Annotated in this window: 16 protein-coding genes; 9 read left to right on the forward strand and 7 right to left on the reverse strand. The window is 59.1% G+C overall.

The annotated features are described in order from the left end of the window. Nucleotides 1-3 precede the first annotated feature (3 nt). On the forward strand, nt 4-1,155 hold the full coding sequence (locus ACI5GA_RS06415) for an acyl-CoA dehydrogenase family protein (RefSeq protein WP_421422253.1): 1,152 nt from the start codon (nt 4-6) through the stop codon (nt 1,153-1,155). A gap of 21 nt (nt 1,156-1,176) precedes the next feature. On the opposite strand, the gene ACI5GA_RS06420 is transcribed toward ACI5GA_RS06415, so the two are convergent. Further along, complete coding sequence (locus ACI5GA_RS06420; RefSeq protein WP_421425447.1) at nt 1,177-5,991, reverse strand: dermonecrotic toxin domain-containing protein; 4,815 nt, start codon at nt 5,989-5,991, stop codon at nt 1,177-1,179. On the opposite strand from ACI5GA_RS06420, the gene ACI5GA_RS06425 reads away from it, so the two are divergent. Beyond that, the gene (locus ACI5GA_RS06425) at nt 5,893-6,138 is read left to right on the forward strand and encodes a hypothetical protein (RefSeq protein WP_404631753.1); all 246 of its coding nucleotides are present in this window, start codon (nt 5,893-5,895) and stop codon (nt 6,136-6,138) included. The genes ACI5GA_RS06420 and ACI5GA_RS06425 overlap by 99 nt on opposite strands. A gap of 734 nt (nt 6,139-6,872) precedes the next feature. On the opposite strand, the gene ACI5GA_RS06430 is transcribed toward ACI5GA_RS06425, so the two are convergent. Together ACI5GA_RS06430 and ACI5GA_RS06435 are read right to left on the reverse strand one after the other, a co-directional pair. Then, the gene (locus ACI5GA_RS06430; protein WP_421422255.1) at nt 6,873-7,007 is read right to left on the reverse strand and encodes a hypothetical protein; all 135 of its coding nucleotides are present in this window, start codon (nt 7,005-7,007) and stop codon (nt 6,873-6,875) included. 33 nt (nt 7,008-7,040) lie between these two features. Then, a complete protein-coding gene (locus tag ACI5GA_RS06435) occupies nt 7,041-7,604 on the reverse strand; it encodes an NADPH-dependent FMN reductase (protein WP_404631181.1) in 564 nt (187 codons plus the stop codon). Nucleotides 7,605-7,919: 315 nt separating this feature from the next. Between ACI5GA_RS06435 and ACI5GA_RS06440 the strand changes: the two genes are divergently transcribed. Continuing rightward, the gene (locus ACI5GA_RS06440) at nt 7,920-8,135 is read left to right on the forward strand and encodes a hypothetical protein (protein WP_421422256.1); all 216 of its coding nucleotides are present in this window, start codon (nt 7,920-7,922) and stop codon (nt 8,133-8,135) included. 72 nt (nt 8,136-8,207) lie between these two features. On the opposite strand, the gene ACI5GA_RS06445 is transcribed toward ACI5GA_RS06440, so the two are convergent. The 4 genes from ACI5GA_RS06445 to ACI5GA_RS06460 all read right to left on the reverse strand — a co-directional run bounded on the left by ACI5GA_RS06445 (nt 8,208) and on the right by ACI5GA_RS06460 (nt 11,016). Continuing rightward, nucleotides 8,208-8,774 (reverse strand): GNAT family N-acetyltransferase, encoded by a 567-nt coding sequence (locus ACI5GA_RS06445; protein ID WP_404631185.1) that lies wholly within the window; start codon nt 8,772-8,774, stop codon nt 8,208-8,210. Nucleotides 8,775-8,833: 59 nt separating this feature from the next. Continuing rightward, nucleotides 8,834-9,595: a DNA polymerase III subunit epsilon gene (dnaQ, locus tag ACI5GA_RS06450; protein WP_421422258.1), complete on the reverse strand. Its 762-nt coding sequence runs from the start codon at nt 9,593-9,595 to the stop codon at nt 8,834-8,836. Nucleotides 9,596-9,771: 176 nt separating this feature from the next. Beyond that, nucleotides 9,772-10,224, reverse strand: a complete 453-nt coding sequence (rnhA, locus tag ACI5GA_RS06455; protein ID WP_404631189.1) for a ribonuclease HI — start codon at nt 10,222-10,224, stop codon at nt 9,772-9,774. A gap of 33 nt (nt 10,225-10,257) precedes the next feature. Further along, the gene (locus ACI5GA_RS06460; protein WP_404631191.1) at nt 10,258-11,016 is read right to left on the reverse strand and encodes a class I SAM-dependent methyltransferase; all 759 of its coding nucleotides are present in this window, start codon (nt 11,014-11,016) and stop codon (nt 10,258-10,260) included. A 95-nt stretch (nt 11,017-11,111) separates the two neighbouring features. Between ACI5GA_RS06460 and gloB the strand changes: the two genes are divergently transcribed. The 6 genes from gloB to ACI5GA_RS06490 all read left to right on the forward strand — a co-directional run bounded on the left by gloB (nt 11,112) and on the right by ACI5GA_RS06490 (nt 19,620). Next, the gene (gene gloB, locus ACI5GA_RS06465; protein WP_421422260.1) at nt 11,112-11,891 is read left to right on the forward strand and encodes a hydroxyacylglutathione hydrolase; all 780 of its coding nucleotides are present in this window, start codon (nt 11,112-11,114) and stop codon (nt 11,889-11,891) included. Nucleotides 11,892-11,990: 99 nt separating this feature from the next. Beyond that, nucleotides 11,991-13,601, forward strand: coding sequence for a LysM peptidoglycan-binding domain-containing protein (locus tag ACI5GA_RS06470; protein WP_404631195.1), 1,611 nt, complete (start codon nt 11,991-11,993; stop codon nt 13,599-13,601). A 228-nt stretch (nt 13,602-13,829) separates the two neighbouring features. Then, nucleotides 13,830-15,659: an extracellular solute-binding protein gene (locus ACI5GA_RS06475; RefSeq protein ID WP_404631197.1), complete on the forward strand. Its 1,830-nt coding sequence runs from the start codon at nt 13,830-13,832 to the stop codon at nt 15,657-15,659. After that, nucleotides 15,656-17,524 (forward strand): extracellular solute-binding protein, encoded by a 1,869-nt coding sequence (locus ACI5GA_RS06480; RefSeq protein ID WP_421422263.1) that lies wholly within the window; start codon nt 15,656-15,658, stop codon nt 17,522-17,524. The genes ACI5GA_RS06475 and ACI5GA_RS06480 overlap by 4 nt, the downstream gene beginning before the upstream one ends. 1 nt (nt 17,525) lies before the next feature. After that, complete coding sequence (locus ACI5GA_RS06485) at nt 17,526-18,599, forward strand: microcin C ABC transporter permease YejB (protein ID WP_093460355.1); 1,074 nt, start codon at nt 17,526-17,528, stop codon at nt 18,597-18,599. Between the two features lies 1 nt (nt 18,600). Further along, complete coding sequence (locus ACI5GA_RS06490) at nt 18,601-19,620, forward strand: ABC transporter permease (protein WP_404631201.1); 1,020 nt, start codon at nt 18,601-18,603, stop codon at nt 19,618-19,620.

The following is a 19,620-nucleotide window of genomic DNA, read 5'->3' on the forward strand; positions in this document are numbered from 1 at the left end:
CCCATGCAAGACCTTGAACTGACCGAAGAACAGATCATGATCCGCGACATGGCGCGGGATTTCGCGCGCAACGAGATCGCGCCCCATGCCCGAACCTGGGAGCAGAATGGCTGGATCGATGACGCACTGATCGAAAAGCTGGGCGAGTTGGGCCTGTTGGGGATGATCGTCCCGGAGCAATGGGGCGGCACCTACATCGACTACGTGGCCTACGCGCTGGCGGTCGAGGAAATCTCGGCAGGCGACGCCGCCACCGGCACCTTGATGAGTGTGCACAGCTCGGTGGGTTGCGGCCCGATTCTCAATTACGGCACCGACGCACAAAAAAACCAGTGGCTGGAAAAACTGGCGACCGGTAAAGCCATCGGCTGCTTTTGCCTGACCGAACCCCAGGCGGGTTCCGAGGCCCATAACCTCAAGACCCGCGCCGAACTCAAGCAGGGCGAATGGGTGCTCAATGGCGCCAAGCAGTTCGTCAGCAACGGCAAGCGTGCGCAGTTGGCAATTGTCTTTGCCGTGACCGACCCGGAACTGGGCAAGAAAGGGATTTCCGCGTTTCTGGTGCCCACCGACAACCCCGGTTACACCGTCGACCGCATGGAACACAAAATGGGCATTCGCGCCTCGGACACCTGTGCGGTGACCTTGAGTGAATGCCGTATTCCCGAGGCCAATCTACTGGGCGAACGGGGCAAGGGCCTGGCCATTGCCCTGTCCAACCTCGAAGGTGGTCGGATCGGGATTGCGGCACAGGCATTGGGCATCGCCCGCGCCGCGTTCGAAGCGGCTCTGGTTTACGCCCGCGAGCGGGTGCAGTTCGACAAGCCGATCATCGAGCACCAGAGTGTTTCCAATCTGCTGGCCGACATGCACACCCGAATCAATGCTACCCGACTGATGGTCCTGCACGCCGCACGCTTGCGCACGGCGGGCAAGCCCTGCCTGTCAGAGGCCTCGCAGGCCAAACTGTTCGCGTCAGAGACGGCCGAATGGGTCTGCTCCAAGGCGGTCCAGATCCACGGCGGCTACGGCTATCTGGAAGATTATCCCGTGGAAAAATACTACCGGGACGCGCGAATCACCCAGATTTACGAAGGCTCCAGCGAAATCCAGCGCCTGCTGATCGCCCGTGAATTGCGCCACTACGACCTGTAATCCACTGCCACACCGGCTTCGTCATGGAGCCGGTACGGTGAAATTGCGACGGCCCAGTTTCAGTATCAGCAAGGTCAGCGAGTCGGCGTTGCTGAGCATGATCCGACTGCGCTTCTGAAGGTCCGTCAAAAACACATCCCGTGCATCATCCAGATTATTTCTGTCCGCCAGCCGCAGGATGACCTCATACCCTCGGCCATCAAGAGGTGTCAGATCCCGTCGGCGCCCGTTTTCGAACACCGTGAACAGACTGGCACGCGAGCTGCGATGAGACAGACGCCCTGTGTGGAAGCGATCTATCGTCAGTTTCAGATCAATATTATCGGGCGTATCTTCTGCCAGGAGATCAGCATAAGGCGCCATGGATTCCATATACGCGATGTCATGGGTATCGAGTATCAGGTGAGACAGTTCATGAATCAGATTTGCCGCTCGATAATGCACGTGCGCATCGAACCCCTCCGCCCTCGCCGCAGGCTTGAGCGCAAAATACGGCACGTTGAAGAAACGCTCGGTAAGAAAAATACGTTGCTTCGGGTCCTTTTTGATGATGAATGCCGTGACCGTTTGGTTGCCTGGACGGGTAGAACCCACCACATAGCGGGAAGAAGAAAACGGTGACAACGACGGATCCATCACCGCGCTGAACAGCGATTTCACCGCTTTCTCGACGTCTGCAACCAGTGCGCTGTTCGGGCTGGTAGTACCAAAAAAATCACCAATGATGTTCAAGACCCGAGGATCCAGTGGGGTCCGACGTTGATGCGCATGCAGGTTATCCAGCGAATTTTCCAGATACCGCTTGGCTTTAAGATGGGCCTGCCCGATGCGTCGGGCCCGGTCACGGTACAGCAGGCGGATCTGCTGCATCCCGCTGGCCTCGATGGTGATCGTGTTCTCGGCACTCTGGTCGACCCTGGCCAGCCGGTATCGCCCTGGAATCGAGCCCCCGCCGCGTAGCCGCAGACCCAACTCGAATTGCCAGTGCTGGGTGTCATCGAGCGTTAGCTTCGGGCCCGGTTCACCGTTTGCGCCAACGATCATCCAATCGCCGTCGTCGGGCATGAGTTGAACCCGATATACTTTGCCGCGGACGACCGCATAAGGGGTGCCGCTGTCGCTGGTTCTATAGAGGTTGAGCAGCTTGTCGTGAAGCATGCTCTCCAACGCAACGTCATTGGCCTCAAGGTGTTGCAATTGCAAACGCTGTTCAGCCGTCAACGAGCCACTGTGCCAACCGGAAACCGGCGTACTCGTTTTCGTCGCCTCATTTCCACTTTTTACCGCCGATTCAGACGCTTCCTCGGCGCTCGTATCTTCGAGCCTGCGCTCCTTGGCACCGACCATGACGCCTAACGCCGCAGAAAACTCAGAGAGTGCCTGGCCCCAATGCCGCTCTGACGCCGACGTGACAGACGCGCGGAACAAACCCTGGCTTTGCCAGAGCACGACCAGTGCTGACAACTTGCCTGGCAGTAACGTCAGCACTTGTTCAAAACCCAGCGTGGCCAAAAAAGACCGGCCGGCCTGGTCAACCTGTTCGTTGGTCACCGCATTGCTCACACCGGAATCCATCAGCAGGCGCATCGTGTCATCGAACAGATGCTGCAGCGCATTGCCTTTGATCTCGGAAAGGCTCACCGTCACAGGTCCCGGGGCACGCGGTGGAACGTCACCGAATCCTCCCGTGAAGAACGGCAAATGGGGCTCGATGAAGCCGCCGTTGGCATAGCGACGATGTATTTCCGGATCGAGGCGGCCCAGCAGCAACTGCTGCAGGTCTTCGTCCTTGCGGATATCCTCCAGCAGCGCTTTCTCGCTCGCGTATTCGCGAAATACGAACGCCGTGTGGTGAAGGGAGCACAGCACCATCGGCCCCTTGTTCTTCGCCGCCGTACAGATCAGATATACCCCTCTCACCGGATCTGGCGTCATGCCGGAATCAGCGACCAGTTGCAGCGGGCTGATGATGATCCGATCGCTCCCCACCGGCTCACGCGCCAGACCATCTGGCATGTCGAACACGCTGGTAATGAAATCGTAGGCCTGGGCGCTCAGCTTTCCTTTCAGCTTCTCCGGCATGGCGATGGCCAGCATCATGGGAGGCAACTGTTCGAAAAATAATCGTTTACGTGTTGCGTAATCGGCGTTCTCTGAGTTCAAGGCCTTGTTCAGTAGCGCCTGATACCCTGCGCCAATGTCGATTTTTCTGACCAGTCCTCGCAGATAATCCAGCGTCAACAGCCTGACCGCCTCTGGCTGCTCGGTTGACTCCACGCTGATCGCGACCTCCTGATCAGTCACGAAACGATTGATGGCGTAATCAGTCAGTGACTCGCTGCGGCGCACCGTCGCTGCCGCTGTCGCCGACGGTAATTGCCCCGGAGGAGGAAAAGCGCTGACGTAATGCCTGGCGATGACGTTTATCCGGTCAGGATCCAGAGCGTGAGCGGGGAAATCCTTCTTCAACTCTGCCAGTAACTGGCTACGTGCGTAGCTACCCAAGGAAGGAATGTCGAACAGAAAACTCTTCCCCCCGTCACTGGCGAGGTAGTAACGCTTGAAGATGTCGTAATACATACGCATGTCATTGAGCGACGCCGACTTCATCCAGGGCGGCAACAATTCGTTGAACAGACTGTCGCGGATGCGTATCGACAGTTCGTCGAGCATCCCCGTCAACGAACCATCCAGCTCTGCCTCCAAAGCAAGCCGGGAAAACAACTGCCCTTCAAAACCGCAACGCGCTGCCCGCTGACACAATTGCCGCACGTCTTCTTGCTGGCGTGACAAGACGTGCTGTTGCAAGGCCTCAGCAACATGCCCATCGATTCTGTTCAAACGTAGCTGGACTTGATTATCTCGTTCTTTAAGCAGGTGCCTGCGCACTTGCGCACCATCAAAGTCACTCAACAACTCAAGCCAACGCTCGCGATGCCTGCCGTGAAAGTTTCTCAGCAACACGTCCTGCAGGCGCTTGAACGATGCAAACTGCGCCCAGCCCGATGTGCAGGACCAGATCAAGGCTGGCGCATCATCGCTGAGGGTCTGTCTGAGTATCAGGGTGTCACCCAGCGCCGAGGTCACGCTATCTCCATAACTCAGCGCTACGCTAAACACCTCCGTGACGGTCTCCCCCAACGAAAGACGCAGCGCACGCACAGGACGGTTCAGCATTTGCCAGGCCATGTCACTGGCGGCCTCGTCCAGCCAGTCCTGACGCCTGGCCAGTGTCAGATCAAGGCGCATGGCGTCTTCGCGCAGGAGTTGCGCCTCCCTGAAAGGCTGCACGCAACGGTCATCCTTGCGCATGAAGTCAATACGATCTTGCTTGAACCGCGCGACATAGCGCTCGGCGAAGTTCGCTGTAAGCTTACTCAGTGCGTGATTCAGCAAAGCGATTTCGACACCTGCCCAAGACGTCGAAGCCCCCAGAAACACCTGCGCACCGCTGGGCAGGCTGCCAGAGAGATGCCCGCTGACGCATTCGAGCAGGCAGGTCACCAGATCCTTTGAAACGACCTCTTGGGTTTCACTGACCGCAACTGTCGTGGCCTCGACATCACTCGTGTCGAAAGGCCGGGACTCCAGCCACCTGACCTGAACATCGGACGCCTTTATCGGTCCGCGCGTCAGTACACAGAGATACTGCTGCAGTGCCTGTTCTGCAAACTCCCGCAGTACGTTATCCAACTGTCTCAAGCGCTCACAGCGAGTGTCGAAATCCTGTGTCTGTTCGATCCATGACAACGGCTGCGTGCTCGTGGCGCCATCGGCATTTTGCGCGAAGGTGCTGACCGAGCCTTGCTCGCCTGTCTGAGCCGGAACGGAAGTCCCGCTCCATACGCTGCCAAATTCGAACGGAGCTGACTGACGCCAGCGTCCTGCGCTGAACTGCAATTGCCGGGGATCAATCAGTTGGCGGATATCCAGCGCGTCATCGATCATGACCGCGCGCGCTTCGGCCTCGCTGGACAAACCGGCAGCGTAAACAAGGTTGCGCCGTTGCAATTCAAGGATCGAATCGATGCGATCGGCAAACGGTGAGTCGCCCAAGTCATCCAGATCGACTTGCAGGGCTCCCTCACTCAGCAGAATGGGTTGATCCTGAAGTGTCAATGCGGGACGCAACTGCCGGCGTCCTGCCGTTGTCGTCAGGTGCATGACAAAAGCCGACGGATCCTTGAACGCGAGAAGCTGGTGCTGCGGCGAAAACCACAGCAGCGCAGTGTCAGCCTTCCCGGTTTGAATGACAAACGTACCCGCCAACGCCATTGACGTACTGCTACCGACCTTGAGGCTCAACCGCTGGCAGCGTAACGGGCTGCCATTCGGCAATGAGCCCGGCGCCAATTCCAATAGTGTCAGCGAAGCCCTCAAGTGTTCAGCGTCGAGCGAGCCGTCGTGCAGGCGTGCGTAAATCTCGACATGCAGGCTGTTCTTGAAACTCTCGATGGCCAGATCGCGACGGGTTCGCTGATCCCGCCATGGGGCTCTCCAGAACGCTTTGAGCAACTTACCGTACTGCTCGGCGGCACTCGCCACAGCGTTGGACAACGCTAGCGCACACAAGGCCTGATCCGTCGGGGTCGCCACACGCCCTTGCGCATCCAGAAACTGACGTAGACCACCCTCTTCAATTCCCAGACCGCAGAAGTCCTCGAATGCCGCCTGAGCCAGCGTCTGGGTAAACGGAATCAGGTCATCGCTCGCCGAAGAGGAGACGACCTGTAGGAGATGCTTCTGTGGGTCAATCTGCCATTGCGGCAGCGTCTCGCGCAATCGCAGGCCAAGGGACGCGTTCGTTGCATCCAGCAAGGTCGGGGTCAACCGCAATTCTGTGGTCAGGTGCGTCAGATGCTCGACCTGATGGTCAATGATCGCCAGCATCTGAGCCTTGAAAGCATCACCTTCAACTTTCTCGAACTCGAACTGCGCACGCTCACGTGTCGGCGCATAGCGACTGGCCAACGTGATCGATAGTGCTTCTCGAGTGTCGAACGTTTCAATGCCACCTGCCAACGTGTAGAGATAAACCTCGGTGACATCCATATCGGTATGGCTCAGTAACAAGGCCGCCGCGAGTTCGAAGGGGTTGGCGGCACCGTCATCCAGCAACAACCGGTCGACCCTGACCGGATCCGGATCAGTCGCCCCCCTGGGACTGGCGACACCCAATAACCAGGACTGCTCCTGGGCATCGATACGCTTTTCCTTCAATGCGTCATTCAATTCATCGGTGTAGCGCGTCCGCAGGGAAGCGCTGTGAAAGTAACTGGAAAGCGGATTGGACATACATGCTCCTTATTCGCGAAAAACCCAGCCCGGCGATCAACCGGGCATGGGTGACATGGCAAGGAGCGTATGGAGAAATATCAGGCCAACTGCGCTACATAATGCTGTACATGGCTGCTGAAATTTCAGATTGACTGGATCAGGTGCGCAGCACGTTCAGGTCGTGGGGCACGTCTGTTTTTTCGGGAATGTCCACCGCCAACGGGCGACCGCTCCAGTAGTGAACGGGCTCACGAAGACCTCAGCGCTAGCGACACATTTTCTGTGCCGGTTAAAAAAACTTCGTGAGCAAGCTCACCCCCCACAGGAGACCGTGTTTGCAGCCCGGCATCTGACCGACGGGAGATCTCCCACAGGATTCACAACCACGTTGCAACCGGGTGGCAGGTTTTACCCCGTCGCCAATTCGAAAAACGCCTTGATCAACCGCGACTCCCGGCGTCGCTCCAGAAGGTGCGACGGGTAATCGAGGTCGGCTCACGCAGCACCATGATCTGCTGATCCAGCACCAAGGCGGCTCCCACAAGTATCGCGCCGACCCCAAATCGCGTGTTCAACGCTGTAACTCTGGGAGCCGGCCTCGTGGAACGTCAGGCCTTGATGGTCCGCGCCACATGCGCCGCAAACGCATCAATGATGCTTTGCAAGAACGGCTTGGTCTTCTCGCTCAGCTTGCCCTGTTCATCGAAAAACGTCCCCGCATTGCCCAGATACGCCTCGGGCTGCTGCATGCACAGCACGTCGAGGAACACGAAACTCTGGCGCAGGTGCTGGTTGGCACCAAAACCACCGATCGCCCCCGGCGAGACGCTGATCACCGCCGCAGGCTTGGCCTTGCCCCAAGAGCTTTTGCCATAAGGGCGCGATCCCACGTCGATGGCGTTTTTCAACGCACCGGGCACCGAACGGTTGTATTCCGGGGTCACGAACAAGAAGCCGTCCGCACCTTGCAGGGCCTGACGGAAAGCGGTGTAAGCGGCGGGTGGCGAATCAAGATCGATGTCTTCGTTGTACAGCGGCAAATCGCCAATCTCGACGATGCTCAGTTTCAGGCTGGGAGGGGCCAGCTCGGCCAGTGCGTGGGCGACTTTGCGGTTGATGGAGTCTTTTCTCAAGCTGCCGACGATGACTGCGATTGAATGAACCTGGCTCATGAACCTGACCTTCTTGTGTGGGAGGAATACACAGTTATAGATGAAAGACGCCGTTTGTTCAGCGCTGTTTTTTGTTGTCTTTGATCGAATCAACCGATCTACCAGGTCGTAATGGTTCATTTCTGACCACCACCCGTCGACACATTTTTTTACCTCAATCGCAAACTCCCCTCGAAAATCACGGTCTGAAGGCGTTGAGCGCGGGAGGCGCCTGAAAGGTCTGACAGCACGACCTTACGAACGGACAGGGATACACAGCTCGCGGTGATACGATGCGAGCGAAAACGAGCAGGTTTTTCAGAGGTTACAAAGCAGATGGCTTCACATGATCATGTCACCCAATTTCACGCACGCGATGCCGAGGGACGCATCTACCCCGTGCGGGAGTTTCATGATTTCAAGCCAGATGAAACGGGCGAAATGAAGCAGGTCATTACCTACCGCCTGGTCATTGGCGACCGTGTGAACCATTTGGGCGGCGACGAATTCGAACTGGTCCAGTCCGGAATCAAGCTGACGCGCGTCAGTTGATCCGGGCGTGGCTCGTCAAAAAACCGGCTTAATTGGCGGTACGCGAGCTTTCTGTAGCAGTCGACCGGGCGGCTACAGAGGGTTTGGGTCATCAAAAAACAGATACCAGAAGATCGCCGACTCCTGCGTGCCCGGATCAATCGCCCTATAACGCAAATGATCCACCCCGCCCACCACGAACCCACAGCGCTCATACAACCGACACGCCGCAAGGTTGTTGTTCTGGGTTTCCAGCATGATGCCCGGCAGGTTGCGCTCACGACTCCAGGCCTGCGCGACGTCGAGCAACTGCCGCGCCACGCCATTGCCTCGCGCAACCGTGTCCACCGCCAGCTCATCAATGTGGGCAAAACCGTTCCAGTGCTTGCTGATCACGATGTGCCCCACCGGGTCCTCGCCCGCCCACGCCACCAGCACGGTGCCCTCGCCGCTGTCGCGGTCATTGCAGAACGCTTCTGAATCGATGTCGTAGTCCTTCAGATAAGGCTCGACCGTTTCGACGTGCCACTGCGCCACGGGCTGGCCAATCTGCACGCGAGCGAAACCTGTGACCGTGAAAGTGAATTCGCAATTGAGGAGGTAATCCTCGAAGCATTCGTCGGCGACACGAATGCTCAGTGTCGGACTCAGCGTTGCCACCCTGGTGCCTCCTGCGCCATTGATGAAAGGGCTGCCTCCAGTGAAGCAGCCAAAGCCAACTAGCCTTGCTGAGCGTGCGCTTGCGCCAACTGCGTCCAGAGTGCAGGAGCGCCCGCCGACTTGGCGATGATCGCCAGACGCGCTTCGTGCTCGGCGATTTCCGCCTCGGTGGCTGCGATAATCCGGCCCGGCGTACGGTTGAGGATACGGCGCACTTCCGAAGGCCGCTCCACGCCACCCTCACCATCACCGTTACCAGCCAGCGACAACATCGTCTGACCACCCGTCATCGCCAGATAGACGTCCGCCAGAATCTCCGAGTCGAGCAACGCGCCGTGCAGCTCACGGCCGGAGTTGTCGACGTCGTAGCGTTTGCACAACGCATCAAGGCTGTTGCGCTGGCCCGGATGGCGTTCACGGGCCATCGCCAGGGTGTCGAGCACCGAGCAATAGCTCGCCAGATTGGCGCGATCCTGCTGACCGACCAGGGCGAATTCGTTATTGAGGAAGCCAACGTCGAAGGGCGCGTTGTGGATGATCAGTTGCGCGCCTTTGATGAATTCATAGAACTCATCGGCAACTTCGGCAAAACGAGGCTTGCCGACCAGGAACTGATCCGTGATGCCGTGAACGCCGATGGCGCCCTCGTCGCTCTCGCGATCCGGCTGCAGATAGACGTGAAAATGGCGCCCGGTCAATCGCCGACCGATCACTTCCACACAACCGATCTCGATCACGCGGTGGCCGTCGGTGACGGGCATACCGGTGGTTTCGGTGTCGAGCACGACCCGTCTTTCAGTGATGATGTTTTCTGCAGTCATAGCCTGGCGCCTCGGTTTCAGGCGCGGATATTAACATGGGCGGACAGAAATGGAGGACACCAAGCCTGTAGGAGTGAGCTTGCTCGCGATTACGGTTTTTCGGCTACATATCTGGCGTCTGACACACAGTTATCGCGAGCAAGCTCACTCCTACAGAAGGAATGCGTGCAAGCTGTTTAACCGTGTTTACCCTTACGCACCTCATCCACCCCACGATTGGCCAACTGATCCGCCCGTTCGTTGCCATGATGGCCTATATGTCCGCGTACCCATTTCCAAGTGACGTTGTGGCGGTTGACCTGCTCGTCCAGTTGCATCCACAGGTCGGCGTTCTTGACCGGCTCTTTCGCGGCGGTCTTCCAGCCGCGTTTCTTCCAGTTGGTCATCCACTCGGTGATGCCTTTCATCACATATTGCGAGTCGGTCACCAAGGTGACTTCACACGGGCGCTTGAGCTCTTCAAGGCCCCGAATCGCCGCCATCAGTTCCATGCGGTTGTTGGTGGTATTGGCCTCCCCACCCCAAAGTTCCTTTTCCACACCTTTGCACACCAACAACGCGCCCCAGCCGCCGGGGCCGGGATTGCCCTTGCAGGCGCCATCGGAAAAGAGTTCTACGGTATCGCTCATTACGTTCGTTCCAGAAATAAAGAAGCCCGGCAATCAAGGCTCGGGGGGGTGCCGATTGACCTTGGCCATCGGCAATGGCAGCAGTTTGCCCATCGGCTCGCGACGGGGCATACGCAGCGGGCGAAGTCCCGACACGAGTTTGCGTGCCACTAATAAATAAAAGCCGCCCCCCGGACTCTGCCAGCCGTCGCCCAAACGCTCCAGGCCCGACAAGCGGCTCTGCCAGGCAGGCGACGCAAGCGGCGGACGATAGCACCCGAACCGGCGTTTCTCCAGCGCGAAGCCCAGCAGGTTGAGCCAGTCGCCAACCCGCGATGGCGAAATGCAGCGCGCCCGGCGCAACGCGTCATTGGCGAAATAATGCCGAATGCCCCAAGTGCTCCACGGGTTGATACCGACGATCACCAGATGACCGCCCGGGCGTACGGCGCTTGCCGCTTCGCGCAGCAAGCCGTGGGGCGACAGACAAAAGTCCAGGCCGTGCTGCATGACCACCACGTCGGCGGCGTGCTCGCTCAGGGGCCAAGCCTGTTCCTCACAGACAATCTCGACCCCTGGCAGCGGCGCGCCCAGACGCACGTTGCGCTGGACCTGCTTGGCGGCAGGCGGGGTCTGCGCTGACGGACCGTAATGCACCAGATAGCCACCAAAGAAACGTTCGAGTTCCTCTTCCAACACCTGGCGCTCTTCTTCCAGCAATAACTGCCCAACAGGCCCGGACAACCACTCACGGGCAGAGCTGATCAGCTCAAGCCATTCGGGGTCGGCCTGGGCGAACGCTTCATCGGTCATTTCCGGTCTCCATGAGAAGTCCCGCGAGAGGTGCTCGCCTGGAACCTGTTCAGACTCTAAGATTGCGCTTTGTTTCCAGACAAGTGAATCGCGCCATGATACAGATCGATGCCCTGCATGCTTTCACCGATAACTACATCTGGTTGTTACAAGACAATGCCAACAAGCGTTGCGCGGTCGTCGATCCGGGTGAGGCGGCGCCGGTCCTGGCCTGGCTGAGCGCGAACCCCGGCTGGACGCTGACCGATATCCTGGTCACCCACCACCATGCCGATCATACCGGTGGCGTCGCCGAACTGAAAAATGCCACCGACGCCCGGGTCTACGGCCCGGCCAACGAAAAGATTCCGGCCCGTGACGTGGGCCTCACCGACAACGAGCAGATCACGGTGCTCGGACTGGACTTCACCCTGTTCGCCGTGCCGGGCCACACCCTGGGCCACATCGCCTATTACCACGCCGACGCCCAGGCGCCGCTGCTGTTCTGTGGCGATACGCTGTTTGCGGCGGGATGCGGTCGCCTGTTCGAGGGCACGCCCGAGCAGATGCATCACTCGCTGAGCCGTCTGGGGGCCTTGCCGGACAACACATTGATCTATTGCACCCACGAATACACCCTGAGCAACCTGCGGTTTGCAGTCGCAGTGGAGCCAAACAACCCGGACGTCACCGAGCGTTTCGAACAAGTCACCCGCTGGCGCGAGGAGAACCGCATCAGCCTCCCATCCAGCCTGGCGTTGGAACACCGGACCAACCCGTTTTTGCGGGCCTCGCAACCCTGCGTCAAACAAAAGGCGGACGAACGGACAGGCACTGACAACGCAACGCCGGTGGCCGTTTTTGCCGCATTGCGAGCATGGAAAGATAAGTTCTAAACCGGTGGGGAATGCACACGAAAATTCTGAAAGGTTGACCGTTCTTGAGACGCTTTCTAGAATCGCCCGACATTTTCGACTGGATACCCCCACCAGCCAATGTCGTCATTTACACGCAAACCCTTTAATTCCGACGCATTGACTCGGTTGGCACAGGCAATCGCGGTGGTCGCGAGCGCAACGTTGGCAGGCTGCCAGACCACCGGCAGCCTGGACGCTGGCGCTTCGGCCAATGCCACGCAAACGCCGGCCAGTGTCAAACCCAAACCCGCATTCGTCGCCCGCAAACCGACCCCGCTCGCCCCGCCCCATGATGTCTGGGAGCGCATGCGTCAGGGCTTCCAGTTGCAGGACGGCAACGACCTCAACCCGCGTATCGAACAGCAGCGTCTGTGGTTCGCCAACAACCCGTCGTTCCTCGAAACGGCCGGTGAGCGTGGCAGCCTCTACATGCACTACATCGTCGAGCGCCTGGAAGAACGCAACATGCCGCTGGAGCTGGCCCTGCTGCCGGTGATCGAAAGCGCTTACAACCCGATGGCCCTGTCCCGCAGCGACGCCGCCGGGATCTGGCAGTTCATCCCGTCCACCGGGCGCTACTTCAACCTGCGTCAAACCAGTTTCTACGACGGCCGCCGTGACATCACCGCGTCCACCACTGCAGCCCTTGATTACCTGACCAAGCTGCACGACATGTTCAACGGTGACTGGTTGCTGGCCCTGGCGGCCTACAACGCCGGTGAGGGCACGGTCAGCCGCGCGATCGAACGCAACGAAAAGCTCAACCTGCCAACCGATTACTGGAACCTGCCACTGCCGCAGGAAACCCGCGATTACGTGCCCAAACTGCTGGCGTTGTCGCAAGTGGTCATGTCGCCTGAAGCCTATGGCGTCAACCTCAGCCCGATCGACAACAAACCATACTTTGAAGTCGTCGAGCTGAACCAGCGCATGGACCTGACCAAAGTCGCGCAGATGGCCAATATCGACGAAGACGAGTTGATGCAACTCAACCCGGCCTTCAAGAAGCGCCTGACCATCGACGGCCCTCAGCACCTGCTGGTGCCCACCTCCAAGTCACAATTGCTGACCGCCAGCCTGTCGAACATGAAGCCCGAAGAGTTGGTCGATTGGCAGCAATACCGCGTGCGTCCGGGCGATAGCCTGGCCAGCATCGCCAGCCGCTACAAAGTTTCGACCAGCACGCTCAAGGATTTGAACAAGCTGTCCAGCAACCACCTCAAACGCGGCCAGGCACTGACCATTCCCGTTCAACCGGGCATGAAGACCGCCATGCCGGTGTTCGAAGAAGTGGCCGAGGTCGATGAAAAACCGGCGCGCATCCGCACCTATAAGGTGAAAAAAGGCGACAACCTGGGGCAGATCGCCCGCCTCAACAAGGTTGAAGTCAAGGATTTGCAGCACTGGAACAAGCTGTCCGGCTACAACCTGAAAGTCGGCCAGACTCTGGTCATGCAGGACAACAGCAAGCCTGCCGTCAAAGCCAGCTCCCGTGCCGTGGCCAAGGCCGACAGCAGCGCCAAAAACGCCGACGGCAAGCCGATGCAGTACAAAATCCAGAAAGGCGACTCGATGTATCTGGTTGCCAAACGTTTCAACGTCGAAATGCAACACCTCAAACGCTGGAACCCACGCAGCGGACAGGCGCTAAAGCCGGGGCAGACGTTGACGGTGTATTTGCCGCATTGATCGGCATTGAGCGGTTCATCTGATTGTCCCCACGCTCCGCATGGGAACACCACCGCTGACGCTCTGCGTCATTTAGCGGGTCGACGCGGAGCGTCGAGAGCGGTATTCCCACGCGGAGCGTGGGTACGATCATGCCGGCAGTAACACTGACAGCCCCTCTACCCCACCCTTTTTCCAGCCCATACAAGCTGTTACTGTGACCGACCGCTGCCTGGATCGAACACCGATTTGATACGCCCCTTGCTGCTGACCATCAGCCTGGCCTTGAGCACGACAGCCGCCGCGACCATCAGCGAAAGCCATGGTTACGCCCAGTTCGGCGTCCTCAAGTATCCGGCCAGCTTCACCCATTTCGACTGGGTCAATCCCGAGGCGCCGAAGGCTGGCACCTTGCGAATCATGGCCAACGGCACGTTCGACACCCTGAACCCCTACACCTTCAAGGGCAGCAGCCCGATTTCCACCCCCAACTTCGGCCAGTACGGCGTCAGCGAGCTGAACGAGCCATTGATGGCCGGCACCGGCCAATACGACCCATCCGGCGACGAACCCACGTCGAGCTACGGCCTGATCGCCAAAACGGTGGAGTACAGCGAGGACCGAAGCTGGGTGGTGTTCAACCTGCGCCCGGAAGCACGCTTTCACGACGGTAAGCCAATTACCGCCTATGACGTGGCGTTTTCCTACAGAACCCTGCTCAGGGACGGTCACCCGCAATACCGCACCGCGCTTCAGGAAGTGCAGCGCGTGGATATCCTCAATCGCCATCGCATCCGCTTCGTGTTCAAGCGGTCCGGCAATCCATTACTGATTCTGCGCCTCGGTGAACTGCCCGTGTTGCCGCAACATTACTGGAAGGGCCGCGATTTCAAGGCCACGACCTTCGAGGCGCCACTGGGCAGCGGGCCGTATCGCATCACGCAGGTAAGACCGGGGCGTAGCCTGGTGTTTGAGCGGGTCAAGGATTACTGGGGCAAGGACCTACCGGTCAATCGCGGCAAGTACAACTTCAACCGCGTGGAAGTCGAGTTCTATCGGGACGCCGACGTCGCCTTCGAAGCCTTCAAGGCAGGCGAGTTCGACATCTACATCGAGCATCAGGCGAAAAACTGGTCCACTGGCTACGACTACCCCGCCGTGAACGAAGGCAAGGTGATCAAGGCGCAGATCCCGCACCAGATCCCGACGCAGACCCAAGGCCTGTTCATGAACACCCGCCGCAACACCTTTGCGGACATTCGGGTGCGCGAGGCGCTGGGTTTGATGTTCAACTTCGAATGGACCAACCGCACGTTGTTCAACGACGCCTATCAGCGTTCGACCAGCTACTACCCCAACAGCGAATTCTCGGCAGCGAACATCCCGTCCGGTCGTGAATTCCTGGTGCTGTCGCCCTATCGCGATCAACTGCCCGCCCAGTTGTTCACCCAGCCATTCAGCGTGTCGAAGACCGACGGCGGCGGCGTGCCTCGCGACACGCTGCGCAAAGCCCTCGGACTGCTCGCTGAAGCGGGGTGGAAATTCACTGATCGCGGGCTGTTAAACAGTGCAGGTCAGCCGTTGCGTTTTGAAATACTGCTGGTCAACCCGAGTCTTGAACGAATCCTGCAACCCTACATCGAAGACCTCACGCGCATCGGCATCGACGCGCGTCTGCGCACCGTGGATCGCGCCCAGTACAAGCAGCGCCTGGACCAGTTCGATTTCGACATGATTCTGATGACCCTCAGCCAGACATTGAGTCCGGGCCTGGAGCAGTGGCAGTACTTCCACTCCAGCCAGGCCGGCATCAAGGGCAGCAAAAACTATGCGGGCGTGGCCAACCCCGTGGTGGACAACCTGTTGAGCCAGTTGCTTTCGGCGAAAACCCGGGACGATCAGGTCGCCATCACCAAAGCGCTGGACCGCGTCCTGCTCTGGCAGCACTACATGATTCCCAACTGGTACCTGAGCAACCATCGCCTGGCGTACCGCAATCGCTTCGCCTTCGTCACCACCCCGCCCTACACCCTGGGCCTGCGCGCGTGGTGGCTCAAGCCTTCGGAGAAAACCCCATGACTGCCCTCCGCTCCCTGACGCGGGCTGGCGGCCTGTTCCTGTTCGGCCTGGCCTGTTCAGTCCACGCTGCTCCGCAACACGCCATCACGCTGTACAACGAGCCACCGAAATACCCGGCCGACTTCAAACATTTCGATTACGTGAACCCGGACGCGCCCAAGGGTGGCATTCTGCGCAGCGCCGGTTTCGGCAGCTTCGACAGCCTCAACCCGTTCATCAGCAAGGGCGTGCCTGCCGATGACATCGGCCTGATCTACGACACCCTGATGCGTCAGGGCCTGGACGAGCCATTCACCGAATACGGCCTGATCGCGAGCAAGATCGAGAAAGCCCCGGACAACAGTTGGGTGCGTTTCTACCTGCGCCCCGAAGCGCGCTTCAACGACGGCCATCCGGTGCGCGCCGAAGACGTGGTATTCAGCTTCGACACGCTGATCAAGGACGGCTCGCCTCTGTACCGCAGTTACTACGCAGACGTCGACAAGGCCGTCGCCGAAGACCCGCTGACCGTGCTGTTCACCTTCAAGCACACCAACAACCGCGAGTTGCCGCTGATCATCGGCCAGTTACCGGTGCTGCCGAAACACTGGTGGGCCACCCGGGATTTCAACAAAGGCAACCTAGAAATCCCGCTGGGCAGCGGCCCCTACAAAGTCAGCGAAGTGAAGGCCGGGCGTTCGGTGCGCTACGAGCGGGTCAAGGATTACTGGGGCAAGGACCTGCCGGTCAACAAGGGTTTCTACAACTTCGACAAACTGTCCACCGACTACTACCGCGACAACACCGTCGCCCTTGAGGCCCTTAAGGCCGGCGCGTTCGACTACTGGCAGGAAATGACCGCGAAAAACTGGGCCACCGCCTACGACGTGCCCGCCGTACGCGAGGGCAAGCTGATCAAGGAAGAAATCCCCAACGGCAACCCGCAGGGCATGCAGGGCTTTATCTTCAACCTGCGCAAGCCGATGTTCCAGGACGTGCGCGTGCGACAGGCCCTGAGCCTGTTGCTGGACTTTGAATGGACCAACAAGCAGCTGTTCTTTGGCATGTACACGCGGACCAAAAGTTATTTCGACAACTCGGACATGGCTTCTCACGGCCTGCCGTCCGAGGCTGAGCTGAAAATCCTTGAGCCGCTGCGCGACAAACTGCCGCCTGCGCTGTTTACCGATGAATTCAAACTACCGGTCACCGATGGCAGCGGCATCATTCGTGAGCAACAACGCAAAGCCTTCGCACTGCTCAAAGAGGCGGGCTGGAAGATCGTCGGCGACAAAATGGTCGACGCCGAAGGCAAGCCAGTGACCATCGAATTCCTGCTGGCGCAGACCGAGTTCGAGCGCGTTTTATTGCCGTTCAAACGCAACCTGGCCGACATCGGCATCAATCTGGAGATTCGCCGGGTCGACGTGTCGCAATACATCACTCGCCGCCGTTCGCGGGATTACGACATGATCGTCGGCAGTTTTCCGCAGTCCAGTTCGCCGGGTAATGAACAACGCGAATACTGGGAATCGTCAGCAGCGGACAAACCGGGCAGCTACAACCTGATCGGATTGAAGGATCCGGCGGTCGATCAACTGGTCAGCGGACTGATCAACGCTGACTCACGCCAGAGCCTGATCGACCACACCCGCGCCCTCGACCGCGCACTGCTGTGGGGCTATTACGTGATCCCTAACTGGCACATCAAGACCTGGCGTCTGGCCTACTGGAATCATCTGGGCCATCCAAAAAAATCGCCGCTTTACGACATTGGCGCCATGACCTGGTGGGTCAAGCCGGACACTACACCTGCGATTTCCGTGCAACCGGCGTCGGATACCGACGCGCCAGAAGCCGCACCTTCCAAGGATTCGGAGCAATAACATGCTGGCGTACATTCTGCGGCGCTTGCTGCTGATCGTGCCGACCCTGTTCGGCATCCTGCTCATCAACTTCGTGATCATCCAGGCCGCGCCCGGCGGCCCGGTGGAACAAATGATCGCCAAGCTGGAAGGCTTCGAAGGCGCCACCAGCCGCATTGCCGGGGGCGGCGCGGAAGTCTCCGTAGCGGGGTCGACCTACCGCGGCGCGCAGGGCCTGGACCCGGCGCTGATCAAGGAAATCGAGCACATGTACGGTTTCGACAAGTCGGCGCCGGAACGCTTGTGGATCATGGTCAAAAATTACGCGCGCCTGGATTTCGGCGACAGTTTCTTTCGCGACGCCAAGGTCATCGACCTGATCGTGGAGAAAATGCCGGTGTCGATCTCGCTGGGGCTGTGGAGCACCCTGATCATGTACCTGGTGTCGATCCCGCTGGGGATCGCCAAGGCCACACGCCACGGCAGCCACTTCGACGTCTGGACCAGTTCGGCGATCATCGTCGGCTATGCGATTCCGGCGTTCCTGTTCGCCATCCTGTTGATCGTGGTGTTCGCCGGGGGCAGCTATTTCGACTGGTTCCCGCTGCGAGGTCTGACCTCCAGCAACTTCGACGAACTGAGCTGGCTGGGCAAAGTGGGTGATTACTTCTGGCACCTGGTACTGCCGATCACAGCACTGGTGATCGGCAACTTCGCCACCATGACCCTGCTGACCAAGAACAGCTTCCTCGATGAAATCGGCAAGCAGTACGTCATTACCGCGAAAGCCAAGGGGCTGACACAGCGCCGCGTGCTCTACGGCCACGTGTTCCGCAACGCGATGCTGCTGGTGATCGCCGGTTTCCCATCCGCATTCATTGGCATCTTCTTCACCGGCTCGTTGCTGGTCGAAGTGATTTTCTCCCTCGACGGCCTGGGCCTGATGAGTTTCGAAGCGGCGATCAACCGCGACTATCCGGTGGTGTTCGGCACCCTGTTCATCTTCACCCTGCTGGGGCTGGTGGTGAAACTGATCGGCGACCTGACCTACACGCTGGTTGACCCACGTATCGACTTCGACCGCAGGGATCATTGATATGACGTTGTCCCCTCTCAATCGACGCCGTTTCGAACGTTTCAAAGCCAACAAGCGTGGCTGGTGGTCGTTGTGGCTGTTCCTGATCTTGTTCTGCCTGAGCCTGGGCGCCGAACTGATCGCCAACGACAAGCCACTGATCGTCAAATACGACGGCCACTGGTACTTCCCGGTCTTCGAGCGCTACCCGGAAACTACCTTCGGCGGCGAATTCCCGCTGGAAGCCAACTACAAGAGCCCGTACATCAAGGAACTGATCGCCGCCAAAAACGGCTGGACCCTGTGGGCGCCGATTCCGTTCAGCTACCAGAGCATCAACTACGACCTGAAAGTCCCGGCCCCTGCCCCGCCCTCCCGCGACAATCTGCTCGGCACCGATGATCAGGGCCGCGACGTGCTGGCGCGGGTCATTTATGGCTTCCGCATTTCCGTGCTGTTCGCCCTGACCCTGACCGTGCTCAGCTCAATCATCGGCGTCATCGCAGGTGCCTTGCAGGGTTTCTATGGCGGCTGGGTCGATCTGGTGGGTCAACGCTTCCTGGAAATCTGGTCGGGCCTTCCGGTGCTGTATCTGCTGATCATCCTCGCCAGCTTCGTGCAGCCCAATTTCTGGTGGCTGCTGGGCATCATGCTGCTGTTCTCGTGGATGAGTCTGGTGGACGTGGTCCGTGCTGAATTCCTGCGCGGCCGCAACCTGGAATACGTGCGCGCCGCCCGCGCACTGGGCATGCAGAATGGCGCGATCATGTTTCGCCACATCCTGCCCAACGCCATGGTCTCGACCATGACCTTCATGCCGTTCATCCTCACTGGCGCGATCGGCACCCTGACCGCGCTGGACTTTCTGGGCTTCGGCCTGCCCGCAGGTTCCCCTTCGCTGGGCGAACTGGTCGCACAGGGCAAATCCAACCTGCAAGCGCCGTGGCTGGGCATCAGCGCCTTCGCCGTGCTGGCGCTGATGTTGAGTTTGCTGGTGTTCATCGGCGAGTCCGCCCGTGACGCATTCGACCCGAGGAAATGA

Source organism: Pseudomonas sp. Pseu.R1 (genome assembly GCF_045764065.1).
Classification (GTDB): Bacteria; Pseudomonadota; Gammaproteobacteria; order Pseudomonadales; family Pseudomonadaceae; genus Aquipseudomonas.